We start from the raw sequence: 12,587 nt of genomic DNA, 5'->3' as shown, positions 1-12,587 counted from the left end.
GCCCCTTGTCCCCCTTGAGCCGTGGCCTGCTGCGTCCTGGCGCCGCCGGCCGCGTCGTACGGCCGCGGTGTCATTGTCATGCCCGTGCTGGTGTCCGCCGCTGCCGGGCGCGCCGCCGCACAATCTACTGGCCGTGGCCCGCCGCTATGTCCGGTGCGGACAACGCAACACGCGCACTTCTCCCGAACGGAACATGCCAGACCCGCCCGGCCGCCCCTAGCCTGCGAGAACAACACCTCTGTACGTCCACCGTTCCACTCCAGGAGACTGCCATGACCGAACTGTCCGGAGGCCCGGCCCTCCCCCAGGAGCGTCGCGTCGTCACCGCGATCCCCGGCCCGAAGTCGCAGGAGCTGTGGGCCCGTAAGCAGGCCACGGTGGCCGCCGGCGTCGGCGCCGTGCTGCCCGTCTTCGTCAAGCGCGCGGGCGGCGGCGTCCTGGAGGACGTGGACGGGAACTCGCTGATCGACTTCGGCTCCGGCATCGCGGTGACCTCGGTGGGCAACAGCGCGGAGGCGGTCGTCCGCCGGGCCACCGCGCAGCTGGCGGCCTTCACCCACACCTGCGCCATGGTGGCGCCGTACGAGCCGTACATCGAGGTCTGTGAGCTGCTGGCCGAGCTGACGCCGGGCGACCACGCGAAGAAGTCGGCGCTGTTCAACTCCGGCGCGGAGGCGGTCGAGAACGCCGTCAAGATCGCCCGTGCGTACACCAAGCGCCAGGCGGTCGTCGTCTTCGACCACGGCTACCACGGCCGGACGAACCTGACGATGGCGCTCACCGCCAAGAACATGCCGTACAAGCACGGCTTCGGACCGTTCGCGCCCGAGGTCTACCGCGTCCCGCTGGCCTACCCCTACCGCTGGCTGACCGGACCGGAGAACTGCGCGCAGGAGGCCGCCGACCAGGCCATCTCGCAGATCACCAAGCAGATCGGCGCGGAGAACGTCGCGGCGATCATCATCGAGCCGGTGCTCGGCGAGGGCGGCTTCATCGAGCCGGCCAAGGGCTTCCTGCCGGCGATGGCGAACTTCGCGAAGGAGAACGGCATCGTCTTCGTCGCGGACGAGATCCAGTCCGGCTTCTGCCGTACGGGCCAGTGGTTCGCGTGTGAGGACGAGAACGTCGTCCCGGACCTGATCACCACCGCCAAGGGCATCGCGGGCGGCCTGCCGCTGGCCGCGGTCACCGGCCGCGCCGAGATCATGGACGCCGCGCACGCGGGCGGCCTGGGCGGCACCTACGGCGGCAACCCGGTGGCCTGCGCCGCGGCGCTGGGCTCGATCGAGACCATGCGCGAGCAGGACCTCAACGCCAAGGCCCGCCGGATCGGCGAGATCATGAAGGCCCGGCTCAACGCGATCGCGGAGAAGTACGACATCGTCGGCGAGGTCCGCGGCCGCGGCGCGATGATCGCGATCGAGCTGGTCAAGTCCGGTTCCAAGGAGCCGAACCCGGAGGCCACCGCCGCGCTGGCCAAGGCCTGCCACCAGGAGGGCCTGCTCGTCCTGACGACCGGCACGTACGGCAATGTGCTGCGCTTCCTGCCGCCGCTGGTCATCGGCGAGGACCTGCTGGGCGAGGGCCTGGACATCCTCGAAGGCGCCTTCGCCTCGCTCTGAGCAACGCGCACGGACGCCCACGGACACCGCGGGGCGGCAAGAAACCCGGCACGGCCCGGGACACGGCTTCTTCCGTGTCCCGGGCCGTGCCCCGCTTCACGCCGGTGCAGTACCCCTGTACACGCACCCGGTGTAGGTACCCATCCATGTACGCGCACCCGTGAATGCGCCCCTTGTGCACCCCGTTTACGCACCCCGTTCTGTGCCCATTTCTCTGCTCATTTCCGTGCGGACGCGCGTAACTGGAGGCATGGCGTGAAGAAGATGTGCGGGGCCGATGGCGGCCGGGTAATGCGACTGTCGGGGGCGCTCGCGGTGCCGTACGGTTTCTGCAGATGAGAGAAACACCCCGCTCGCAGGGGACTGCGGGCGACGCCCGGTCGGCACTTCCCCGGTTCCGATCAGGCCGTGCCCTCGCGCACAACACCGGTGCCCCTGGCAAAGGGGGTTCCGGGAATCCTCACCGATCGGATGTCCGCCCGCCCCATACCCCCCGGGGCGCGCGGGACACCGGTCAGCGCGGCCGCCTCGGAATCACCCCCCCTGTTCCGAGGCGGCCGACCCTTTTTCCCTCCGCGGCCCCGTCGGGCCGCGGCTTCCCGCGTTTCCCGCCCCTGACGGCCGGTCTGCTCAGCGCCGTCCTCTTCGCCGTGCTCACCTGGCAGGTGGCCGGTCACGGCCCGCTGCGCATCCTCGATGAACGGCTCGGCCGCGCCGTTGCCGCCGGGAGCCTCCCCGCCGGGCTCGCCGAGTTCTTCGCCGATCTCGGCAATACGGCCGTGGCACTGCCGGTGTTGTCGGTGGTCATGGTGTGGGCGGGGTGGACGGGGTGGCTGGGCAGACGGGGCGTCAGGAGCATGGCGGGCGTCAAGGGCATGGAGGGCAGCGCGGGCACGGGCCGGGGTCCTGCTCCGGTGCGCTGGTGGCTGCCGCCGCTCGCCGCCGGCCTCGCACTGGCCGCGGTGCCCGCGCTGGTCGTCCCGCTCAAGCTGTGGATCGCCCGGCCCGGCCCGCCGGAAATGGCCGGCGCTGCGCCCGCCTTCTATCCGTCGGGCCATGGCGCCACGGCGGCCGTGGCGTACGGCGTGGCCGGGCTGTTGCTGCTCCGCGGCCGGCGGGGGACACGGGCCGTCGAGGGCGTGGCCGCCGCCCGTCCGCGCCCTCCGGCGGCCACGTCCACGGCCACGCCCTCGGTCACGGCCACCGTCGTCACCGTGCTCGTCCCCCTGCTCAACGCGGGCGTCGGCATCGGCCTGGTGCGCCGGGGCTATCACTGGCCGCTGGACGTCCTCGGCAGCTGGTGTCTGGCCGGCGTGCTGCTCGCCGGCTGGTGTGCGGTGTGTGACCGGTGGGACGGTGGCGGGGGCCGGGCGGTGCGCCGGGAGGCGTCCGACGGGGCGGGGCCGGACGGCCCCTGACCCCGGCCGTGGCGTGCCGTCCGGCCGTCCGGCCGTCCGCACAAAGGGCGCACAACGGCCGTACAAGGGCCGTACCAAGGGCATGCGGGGGACGCGCAAGGGGCGGGCAACGCATCGTCACCCGCCCCTCGTGGGGCGTCAGCCCGGGTCCCGTCGTCGCCCGCCCGCCGCCCCGTTACCCGTCAGCTGTCGAAGCCCAGCCCCATCTTGTCCATGGCCTTCAGCCACAGGTTGCGGCGTCCGCCATGGGTGTCGGCCCGGGTCATCGACCACTGGGTGATCCCGATGCCGGCCCAGCGCAGCGGCTCGGGCGGGAACGGCAGCGGCTTGCTGCGGACCATCTCCAGCTCCGTACGCTCGGTGCGCTCGCCGGAGAGCAGGTCGAGCATCACCTCGGCACCGAAGCGGGTGGCACCCACGCCCAGGCCGGTGTAGCCGGCGGCGTAGGCGACCCGGCCGGCGTGTGCGGTGCCGAAGAAGGCCGAGAAGCGGGAGCAGGTGTCGATGGCGCCGCCCCAGCTGTGGGTGAAGCGCAGCCCCTCCAGCTGCGGGAAGCAGCGGAAGAAGTGCCGGGCGAGCTTCTCGTACGTGGCCGGGTGGTGGTCGAATTCGGCACGGACGCCGCCGCCGTAGCGGTAGACGATGTCGTAACCGCCCCACAGGATGCGGTGGTCCTCGGTGATACGGAAGTAGTGGAAGTGGTTGTTGGAGTCCGAGAGGCCCTGGCGGTTCTTCCAGCCGATGGCGGCGAGCTGTTCGTCGGTCAGCGGCTCGGTCATCAGAGCGTGGTCGTAGACCGGGACGACGTACGGGCGGACCCGCTTGACCAGCGACGGGAAGGCGTTGGTGCCCAGCGCCACATGGCGGGCGAAGACCCGGCCGTAGGGCGTACGGACGGCCATGCCCAGGCCTTCGGAGGCGAGGTCGGTGGCCCGGGTGCGCTCGTAGATGCGGACGCCGAGCCCCAGGCAGGCCTGCTTCAGGCCCCAGGCGAGGCGGGCCGGGTTGAGCATGGCGACGCCGTCGCGGTCCCACAGGCCGGCGAGGAAGGTCGGCGAGTCGACCTGGGCGCGCAGGGCGTCCTGGTCGAGGAAGGTGTGCCGGCCCGGCCCGAGCCTCGCGGCGTCCTCGGCGAACTCCTCGAGTTCGGCGATCTGGTGGGGCTCGGTGGCGATGTCGATCTCGCCGGTGCGCTCGAAGGCGCAGTCGATGTCATAGCGGGCGACGGCCTCCCCGATGGCGTCGAGGTTGCGGATGCCGAGCTCTTCGAGGGTGGCCAGTTCGTCCGGCCAGCGGGCCAGGCCGTTGCCGAGGCCGTGGGTGAGGGAGGCGGCGCAGAAGCCGCCGTTGCGCCCGGAGGCCGCCCAGCCGATCTCGGCGCCTTCGATGAGGACGACGTCGCGCTCGGGGTCGCGCTCCTTGGCGATCAGTGCGGTCCACAGCCCCGAGTAGCCGCCGCCGACGACGAGCAGATCGCAGGTCTCGTCGCCGACGAGGGCGGGCCGGGCGGCCGGGCGGTCCTTGTCGGCCAGCCAGAAGGGGGTGGGTTCGGCGTCCGCGAGCGCATGCGCGGCGGACGGGGTCATGGCAGCTCGTGCCATGGTTCTCAGCTCCTTTTGCTCCTCTTGCGGCGGGCCCCGGCCAGCTGGCCCATGACTACGCACAACACGGCGACCAGGAACATCGCGGTGCCGATGACATTGATCTGAACGGGAGTGCCCCGCTGTGCCGATCCCCAGACGAACATGGGGAAGGTCACGGTGGAGCCGGCGTTGAAGTTGGTGATGATGAAGTCGTCGAAGGACAGGGCGAAGGACAGCAGGGCACCGGCCGCGATGCCGGGTGCGGCGATCGGCAGCGTCACCCGCAGGAAGGTCTGGACGGGTGAGGCGTAGAGGTCCTGGGCGGCCTGCTCCAGGCGCGGGTCCATGCTCATCACCCGGGCCTTGACGGCGGTGACCACGAAGCTCAGGCAGAACATGATGTGCGCGATGAGGATCGTCCAGAAGCCGAACTGGATGCCCATGTTGAGGAAGAGGGTCGCCAGCGAGGCGGCCATGACGACCTCGGGCATCGCCATCGGCAGGAAGATCAGGGTGTTGACGCCGGAGCGGGCGCGGAAGCGGTAGCGGGCCAGCGCGAACGCGATCATGGTGCCGAGGACGGTCGCGCCGACGGTGGCCCAGAGCGCGATCTGCAGGCTCAGGCCGAGCGAACCGCACAGGTCGGCGACGCCGCACGGATCGCTCCAGGCGTCCGTGGAGAAGCGCTGCCACCGGTAGTTGAAGCGGCCATTGGGCTTGTTGAAGGAGAAGACCATCACCACGATGTTGGGCAGGATCAGATAGCCCAGCGTGCACAGGCCCGCGATGACGATGATGTTGCGGCGCAGCCAGCGCAGGCCCCGGTTCGGGGTGCGGGCCGCGGCGGCTCGGGGGGTCTCGTGGACGGCCATCAGACCAGGTCCTCCGTCCCGGACTTGCGGATGTAGAGGGTGACCATGGCGAGGATGGCCGCCATGAGGAGGAAGGAGAGGGCGGCGGCGGTCGGGTAGTCCAGGACCCGCAGGAACTGCGACTGGATGACGTTGCCGATCATCTTCTGGTCGGTGGACCCCAGCAGTTCGGCGTTGATGTAGTCACCGGCGGCCGGGATGAAGGTGAGCAGGGTGCCGGCGACCACACCGGGCATGGACAGCGGGAAGGTCACCCGGCGGAAGGTGGTGGACGGGCGGGCGTAGAGGTCGCCGGCGGCCTCGTGGAGGCGCGGGTCGATGCGCTCCAGTGAGCTGTAGAGCGGCAGGACCATGAACGGCAGGAAGTTGTAGGTCAGTCCGCAGACCACCGCGAGCGGGGTGGCCAGCACCCGCTGTCCTTCGGTGAGACCGAGCCAGTTGGTGACGTCCAGGACGTGCAGCGCGTTCAGGAGGCCGACGACCGGTCCGCCGTCGGCCAGGATGGTCTTCCAGGCGAGCGTACGGATCAGGAAGCTGGTGAAGAACGGGGCGATGACCAGGATCATCACCACGTTGCGCCAGCGGCCGGCCTTGAAGGCGATGAGGTAGGCCAGCGGGTAGCCCAGCAGCAGGCAGAGCGCGGTGGCCACGGCGGCGTAGCCCACCGAGCGGACGAACTGCGGCCAGTATGCGCCCAGCGCGTCCCAGTAGGTGGCGAAGTGCCAGGTGACCTTGAAGCCCTCTTCGAGGGAGCCGGTCTGGACCGAGGTCGACGCCTGGTAGACGAGCGGGGCGGCGAAGAACACGATCAGCCACAGGATGCCGGGCAGCAGCAGCCAGTAGGGGACGAGGCGCTTGCGGACGGGGGTCTTGCGCACCTCCAGGGGGGCGGCCCCGGCCTGCCCGTCCGGTGGCGCGGGCGCTTCGGTGGTGGTCACGCGGCCTCCTCGTCGAGGTCCGCGCCGGCCTGGATGTCCTGGGTGGCGTCCAGTCCGAAGGTGTGTGCCGGGCTCCAGTGCAGGACGACCTCGGCGCCGGGGACCAGGCGCCCGTCGCGCTCGATGTTCTGCTCGTAGACGGCGAGTTCGCCCACCCCCGGAGCCTCGATCACATACTGCGTGGAGACCCCGATGAAGCTGGCGTCCTTGATCCTCGCGGGCAGCCGGTTGCGGCCTTCGGCTAGGGACCCGGCGTCGTCGGCGTGCGCCAGGGTGACCTTCTCGGGCCGGAATCCGGCGAGTACCTTCTCGCCGGTGCGGGCCGTGGCGCTGCACCGCTGCGCGGGCAGCCGCAGCGTGGCGTCCCCGGCCTTGAGGAGCAGTTCCTCGCCGCCGGCCTCGACGACCTCGGCCTCGATGAGGTTGGAGGTGCCCAGGAAGTTGGCGACGAAGGTGGTGGCGGGGTTCTCGTAGAGGTCGGCGGGGGCGCCGAGCTGTTCGACCCGGCCGCCGTTCATCACGGCCACGGTGTCGGCCATCGTCATGGCCTCCTCCTGGTCGTGGGTGACGTGGACGAAGGTGATGCCCACCTCGGTCTGGATGCGCTTGAGCTCCAGCTGCATCTGGCGGCGCAGCTTGAGGTCGAGGGCGCCCAGCGGCTCGTCGAGCAGCAGCACCTGCGGGTGGTTGATCAGCGCGCGGGCGACCGCGACCCGCTGCTGCTGGCCGCCGGAGAGCTGCTGCGGCTTGCGGCGCGCCATCGGGCCGAGCTGGACGAGGTCGAGCATCTCCTCGACCTGCTTCTTGACGGACTTGATGCCGCGGCGGCGCAGGCCGAAGGCGACGTTCTCGTAGATGTCCAGGTGCGGGAAGAGGGCGTAGTTCTGGAAGACGGTGTTGACCTGGCGCTTGTAGGGCGGCAGGGCGGTGATGTCCTCGCCCGAGATCTCGACGGTCCCGGTGGTCGGCTCCTCCAGTCCGGCGATCATGCGCAGGGTGGTGGTCTTGCCGCAGCCCGAGGCGCCCAGCAGCGCGAAGAAGGAGCCCGCGGGGACGGTCAGGTCGAGGGGGTGGACGGCGGTGAAGGAGCCGTAGGTTTTGCTTATCCCGTGGAGGCGGACGTCGCCGCCGCTGCTCTGGGGGGTCGCGGTGTGGGTCATGTCGGTCGTCCCGTGGGTCGGAGGGCGAAACGGCTCGGGCGGGCCCGTCAGGTGGGGGTGTCAGGCGCCGGTGAGGTCGGAGAACTTCTGGGCGAACTCCTTGTTCTCCTTGGCGCTCAGGGCACGGAAGGAGTGGGAGCGGGCCGCCATCTCCTTGTCCGGAAGGATCAGCGGGTTGTCCGCCGCCTTCTTGTCGATCTTGGCGAGTTCGTCGCGCACACCGTCGACGGGGCAGGCGTAGTTGATGTACGCCGCGAGCCGGGCCGCCGCCTTCGGCTCGTAGAAGTAGTCGATGAGCCGTTCGGCGTTCTGCTTGTGGCGGGCCTTGTTCGGCACCATGAGGTTGTCGGTGGACACCATGTAGCCGGACTTGGGGACGGCGTAGGCGATGTCCGGGTTGTCGTTCTGGAGCTGGACGATGTCGCCCGCCCAGGCCACACAGGCGGCCAGGTCGCCCTTGTCCAGGTCGTTGGTGTAGTCGTTGCCGGTGAAGCGGCGGATCTGCTGGGAGTCGACGCCCTTCTGGAGCCGGGCGAGGGCCGCGTCGTAGTCGTCCGCGGTGACGTCCTCGGGCCGCTTGCCCATGTCCAGGAGGGTCAGGCCGATGCTGTCGCGCATCTCGGAGAGGAAGCCGACCCGCCCCTTGAGCTTCGGGTCCTCCAGCAGCTGGCTGATGGAGTCGACCTTCTTCCCGCCGGTGGCCTTCTTGTTGTACGCGATGATCGCCGGGATGCCCTGCCAGACGTAGGAGTGCGCGCGTCCCGGGTCCCAGGCGGGGTCGCGGTACTGCGCCGAGAGGTTGGCGTAGGCGTGCGGCAGGTTGGCCGGGTCGAGCTGCTGGATCCAGCCGAGGGAGATCATGCGTGCGCACATCCAGTCGGTGAGCACGATCAGATCGCGGCCGGTGTCCTGGCCGGCCGCCAGCTGGGCCTGGATCTTGCCGAAGAATTCGTCGTTGTCGTTGATGTCCTCGGTGTACTTGACGGCGATGCCGGTGCGCCGGGTGAAGCGGTCCAGCGTCGGCCGGTGCTTGCCGTCCTCGCTGACGTCCATGTACTCGGTCCAGTTGGAGAAGTTGAGCCGCTTCTCCGCCCTGGAGTGGTCCTCGGAGCGGGCGGCGTCCGTACGGCCCGCGGGCGGGATTCCGCAGGACGCCAGGGCGCCGAGACCGCCGACCGCGGCCGCCATGGCGCCGCCCGCGCGCAGCAGGGAGCGGCGGGTCATGGCGAGCCGGCCGTCGGTCGCGCTGCGGCGCATGGCGGTGAGTTCGGCCGCGGACAGGGGTTCGGGCTGCTCGTGGTGCTCCATGCGCGGTGCCCTTTCAGGGGATGAGCCCGGCACTCGGCCGGTGGTGACGAGGCCCGCGGCGCCGGCCGCAGGGAGAGGGCCCCCGGGGGCCCGGTCGGGGCGTCCCTTACGGGCGGTCCCCGAAGACCGTGCGGTGCCAGTCCTTGCGCGCCACCGCGGTGTTGTCGTACATGACGTGCTTGACCTGCGTGTACTCCTCGAAGGAGTAGGCCGACATGTCCTTGCCGAAGCCGGAGGCCTTGGCCCCGCCGTGCGGCATCTCGCTGATGATCGGGATGTGGTCGTTGACCCAGACACAGCCCGCGTTGATCTCGCGGGTGGCCCGTCCGGTGCGGTAGACGTCCCGGCTCCAGGCGGAGGCGGCCAGCCCGTAGGGGGTGTCGTTGGCCAGCGCGATGCCCTCGTCGTCGCTGTCGAAGGGCAGCACGACCAGCACCGGACCGAAGATCTCGGACTGCACGATCTCGCTGTCCTGGGCGGCCCCGGCGATCAGAGTGGGCCGGTAGTACGCGCCCTTGGCCAGCTCCCCCTGGGGCGCCTCGCCGCCGGTGACGACGGTGGCGTACCCGCGCGCCCGCTCGACGAAGCCGGCCACCCGGTCGCGCTGGGCGTGCGAGATCAGCGGGCCCAGGTCGGTGGACGGGTCGAAGGGGTCGCCGAGCCGTACGGTCGCCATCAGCTCCGCGACGCCGCTGACGAAGGCGTCGTAGAGCGGGCGCTGGACGTAGGCGCGGGTGGCGGCGGTGCAGTCCTGGCCGGTGTTGATCAGCGCGCCGGCGACCGCTCCGTGGACGGCGGCCTCCAGGTCCGCGTCGTCGAAGACGACGAAGGGGGCCTTGCCGCCGAGTTCGAGATGCAGCCGCTTGACGGTGCCGGTGGCGATCTCGGCGACCCGCTTGCCGACTCCGGTCGAGCCGGTGAAGGAGGTCATCGCCACGGAGCGGTGGCCCACCAGGTGCTCACCGGCGTCCCTGCCCGCTCCGGAGACGATGTTGATGACGCCGTCCGGCAGCCCCGCGCGCTGGGCGGCCTGGGCGAACAGCAGCGAGGTGAAGGGGGTGATCTCGGCGGGCTTGAGGACGATGGTGTTGCCCGCGGCGATGGCCGGCAGCACCTTCCAGGCGGCCATCTGCAGCGGATAGTTCCACGGGGCGATGGAGCCGACGACGCCGATGGGCTCGCGGCGGATGACGGAGGTGTGATCGGCGCTGTATTCGCCGGCCGCCTTGCCTTCCAGGTGACGGGCGGCGCCCGCGAAGAACGCGGCATTGTCGACCGAACCCGGTACGTCGAACTCCTTGCTGAGCTTGAGCGGCTTTCCGCAGTTCAGCGATTCGGCGCAGGCGAGGTCGGCGGCGTCCTCGGCGAGCGCGGCCGCGAAGCGGTGCAGCGCGTCGGAGCGCTCGCCCGGCGTGGCGCCGCCCCACTCCGCGAACGCCCGCCGCGCGGCCTGCACGGCGGCGTCGACATCCGCCGTACCCGCGAGTTCATAGGAGTACACCGTCTCGCCTGTCGCCGGGTCCACGACGGCCTGGGTAGTGCCGGAACTGCCGCTCCGGAGACTGCCTGCGATGAATTGGGCGCCCGCGGCGAACCGCTCGGTGGCATCGAATCGGTGATCCATGGTGTTCTCCTCCGCCGGGCACCGAGGCCGCTCAGCGGCACTGCCTGGCGTAGCTATTTCCGGAATCGATGGCCGATCTTGACAGAGCAGAAGGGTCTCAACAAGGGATTCCGTTGTTGCCTTTTGGTTACGCGACGAATTCTGCGATTCTCGCCGTACAAGCCCCGACACGTTGTCAGTGCCCGCTGACAGAATCCCGGCATGATGCACGACGACACGGGGATCACCACGGGGAAGGCTGCCGGGCGCGTCGCGGACGGGCCGCGCTCGGTCGAGGAACTGCGCCGCGCCACCGCCGCAGGCGAGCGCGTCAAGTACGTCCACTTCTGGGGCCACAGCCCCCGGCGCGACGGCAGCCTCGGCGCGAGCTGCTTCAGCCAGTGGTGGCCCTCCCCCTTCACCGTCGACGGGGTCCGGTACGCCACCGCCGAGCACTGGATGATGGCCGGCAAGGCCCGGCTGTTCGACGACACGGAGGCGGAGCGGCGCGTGCTCGCGGCAGGGCACCCCAAGCAGGCCAAGGACGCCGGGCGCCGGGTCCGCGGCTTCGACGAGGAGACCTGGCAGCACCACCGCTTCGGCCTGGTCGTCGAGGGCAGTGTCCATAAATTCGGCCAGGACGCCGCGCTGCGGGATTTCCTGCTGGGCACGAACTCCCGGGTGCTGGTGGAGGCCAGCCCCATGGACCGCATATGGGGCATCGGCCTCGCCGCCGACGACGAGCGGGCCGCGGACCCGGCCCGCTGGCGGGGGCTGAATCTGCTGGGCTTCGCGCTGATGGAGGCGCGGCAGACAGTGCGGGAGGGGGACGGGCCGCAGGCGTAGGCGGGCTTTCGTCCCGCAGCCGTAGGCCGGGCTTCGGGGGTCGGGGTTCGCGGGGGTCAGGGCTTCCCAGGGGCCGGTCCTCCCGGGGACAGGGCTTCCCGGCGGCCGGGCGCGGGGCCGGCCCGCAGCCCTGCACCCCGCGGCCGCCCGCTCCCCGCTTAGCATGACGGGGCCTCTCCGCGCACCGCGCGCATCCCTTGACCAGGAGGAACCGTTGTCCGATCTCGATGCCTTCATCGCGGGCCTGCCCAAGGCGGAGCTGCACGTCCACCACGTCGGATCGGCGTCACCGCGCATCGTCGCCGAGCTGGCGGCGCGGCACCCCGACTCCGCCGTCCCCACCGATCCCGAAGCGCTGGTCGACTTCTTCACCTTCCGCGACTTCGCGCACTTCATCGAGGTCTACCTCTCCGTCGTGGACCTGATCCGCGATGCCGAGGACGTCCGGCTGCTGACCTACGAGGTCGCCCGGGACATGGCCCGCCAGCACATCCGCTACGCCGAACTGACCGTCACCCCCTTCAGCTCGACCAGCCGCGGCATTCCGGACGCCGCCTTCGTCGAGGCCATCGAGGACGCCCGCAAGGCGGCGGAGGCGGAGCTGGGCGTGGTGCTGCGCTGGTGCTTCGACATCCCCGGTGAGGCAGGGCTGGAGGCCGCCGAGGAGACCGCCCGTATCGCCTGCGACCTGCAGCCCGAGGGCCTGGTGTCGTTCGGGCTCGGCGGCCCCGAGATCGGCGTCGCCCGCCCGCAGTTCAAGCCGTACTTCGACCGCGCCATCGCCGCCGGTCTGCACTCCGTGCCGCACGCCGGGGAGACCACGGGCCCCGGCACGATCTGGGACGCGCTCACCGACCTCCGCGCCGAGCGCATCGGCCACGGCACCAGCGCCCCCCAGGACCCGGCTCTGCTCGCCCATCTCGCCGAGCACCGCATCCCGCTGGAGGTCTGCCCCACCTCCAACGTCGCCACCCGCGCGGTGCGCACCCTGGAGGAGCACCCGCTCAAGGAGATGGTCGACGCGGGCGTGCTGGTCACGATCAACAGCGACGACCCGCCGATGTTCGGTACGGACCTCAACACCGAATACGGCGTCGCCGCCCGGCTGCTGGGCCTGGACGCCGAGGGCGTGGCCGGCCTCGCCCGGAACGCCGTCACCGCCTCCTTCATGGACACCGCAGCCAAGACCCGGCTGACGGCCGAGATCGACAGCTACACGGCGGCGTGGCGCGGCTAG

The 12,587-nt window shown here is 70.9% G+C and carries 10 protein-coding genes; 4 read left to right on the top strand and 6 right to left on the bottom strand.

From position 1 onward, the window contains the following. Positions 1-272 precede the first annotated feature (272 nt). Together gabT and CFW40_RS26120 are read left to right on the top strand one after the other, a co-directional pair. The gene (gene gabT / locus CFW40_RS26125) at positions 273-1,622 is read left to right on the top strand and encodes a 4-aminobutyrate--2-oxoglutarate transaminase (protein WP_088800318.1); all 1,350 of its coding nucleotides are present in this window, start codon (positions 273-275) and stop codon (positions 1,620-1,622) included. Positions 1,623-2,272: 650 nt separating this feature from the next. After that, a complete protein-coding gene (locus tag CFW40_RS26120) occupies positions 2,273-3,040 on the top strand; it encodes a phosphatase PAP2 family protein (RefSeq protein ID WP_256331287.1) in 768 nt (255 codons plus the stop codon). A gap of 182 nt (positions 3,041-3,222) precedes the next feature. Here the strand turns inward: CFW40_RS26120 and CFW40_RS26115 are convergent, their stop codons facing one another. The 6 genes from CFW40_RS26115 to CFW40_RS26090 form a co-directional block, all read right to left on the bottom strand. Continuing rightward, a complete protein-coding gene (locus CFW40_RS26115) occupies positions 3,223-4,641 on the bottom strand; it encodes an FAD-binding oxidoreductase (RefSeq protein WP_371127259.1) in 1,419 nt (472 codons plus the stop codon). A gap of 5 nt (positions 4,642-4,646) precedes the next feature. Continuing rightward, entirely contained in the window at positions 4,647-5,495 is an 849-nt protein-coding gene (locus tag CFW40_RS26110; protein WP_088800315.1) for an ABC transporter permease, read from the bottom strand. Further along, positions 5,495-6,433: an ABC transporter permease gene (locus CFW40_RS26105; protein ID WP_088800314.1), complete on the bottom strand. Its 939-nt coding sequence runs from the start codon at positions 6,431-6,433 to the stop codon at positions 5,495-5,497. Before CFW40_RS26105 ends, CFW40_RS26110 begins: the two co-directional genes overlap by 1 nt. After that, the gene (locus CFW40_RS26100; RefSeq protein ID WP_088800313.1) at positions 6,430-7,593 is read right to left on the bottom strand and encodes an ABC transporter ATP-binding protein; all 1,164 of its coding nucleotides are present in this window, start codon (positions 7,591-7,593) and stop codon (positions 6,430-6,432) included. The genes CFW40_RS26105 and CFW40_RS26100 overlap by 4 nt, the downstream gene beginning before the upstream one ends. A 60-nt stretch (positions 7,594-7,653) precedes the next feature. Further along, on the bottom strand, positions 7,654-8,901 hold the full coding sequence (locus CFW40_RS26095) for a spermidine/putrescine ABC transporter substrate-binding protein (RefSeq protein ID WP_088800312.1): 1,248 nt from the start codon (positions 8,899-8,901) through the stop codon (positions 7,654-7,656). Between the two features lie 106 nt (positions 8,902-9,007). Further along, on the bottom strand, positions 9,008-10,525 hold the full coding sequence (locus CFW40_RS26090) for a gamma-aminobutyraldehyde dehydrogenase (RefSeq protein ID WP_088800311.1): 1,518 nt from the start codon (positions 10,523-10,525) through the stop codon (positions 9,008-9,010). A 201-nt stretch (positions 10,526-10,726) separates the two neighbouring features. Here CFW40_RS26090 and CFW40_RS26085 point away from each other — a divergent pair, with 201 nt between their 5' ends. Beyond that, positions 10,727-11,350 carry an NADAR family protein gene (locus CFW40_RS26085; RefSeq protein ID WP_088800310.1) on the top strand — a complete coding sequence of 208 codons (624 nt, stop codon included), beginning with the start codon at positions 10,727-10,729 and terminating at the stop codon, positions 11,348-11,350. A gap of 163 nt (positions 11,351-11,513) precedes the next feature. Further along, positions 11,514-12,587 carry an adenosine deaminase gene (locus CFW40_RS26080; RefSeq protein WP_088800309.1) on the top strand — a complete coding sequence of 358 codons (1,074 nt, stop codon included), beginning with the start codon at positions 11,514-11,516 and terminating at the stop codon, positions 12,585-12,587.

It is taken from the genome of Streptomyces sp. 2114.4, assembly GCF_900187385.1.
GTDB lineage: Bacteria > Actinomycetota > Actinomycetes > Streptomycetales > Streptomycetaceae > Streptomyces > Streptomyces mooreae.
The sequence above is the reverse complement of the archived record's forward strand: the minus strand, read 5'-3'. Positions and strand labels throughout refer to the sequence as shown.

Excerpts from the sequence above, each read along its gene's own strand:
- CFW40_RS26110 (WP_088800315.1), bottom strand. The coding sequence starts at position 5,495 with ATGGCCGTCCACGAGACCCCCCGAGCCGCCGCGGCCCGCACCCCGAAC.
- CFW40_RS26100 (WP_088800313.1), bottom strand. The coding sequence starts at position 7,593 with ATGACCCACACCGCGACCCCCCAGAGCAGCGGCGGCGACGTCCGCCTC.
- CFW40_RS26080 (WP_088800309.1), top strand. The coding sequence starts at position 11,514 with ATGACGGGGCCTCTCCGCGCACCGCGCGCATCCCTTGACCAGGAGGAA.
- CFW40_RS26115 (WP_371127259.1), bottom strand. The coding sequence starts at position 4,641 with ATGGCACGAGCTGCCATGACCCCGTCCGCCGCGCATGCGCTCGCGGAC.
- gabT (WP_088800318.1), top strand. The coding sequence starts at position 273 with ATGACCGAACTGTCCGGAGGCCCGGCCCTCCCCCAGGAGCGTCGCGTC.
- CFW40_RS26090 (WP_088800311.1), bottom strand. The coding sequence starts at position 10,525 with ATGGATCACCGATTCGATGCCACCGAGCGGTTCGCCGCGGGCGCCCAA.
- CFW40_RS26085 (WP_088800310.1), top strand. The coding sequence starts at position 10,727 with ATGATGCACGACGACACGGGGATCACCACGGGGAAGGCTGCCGGGCGC.
- CFW40_RS26095 (WP_088800312.1), bottom strand. The coding sequence starts at position 8,901 with ATGGAGCACCACGAGCAGCCCGAACCCCTGTCCGCGGCCGAACTCACC.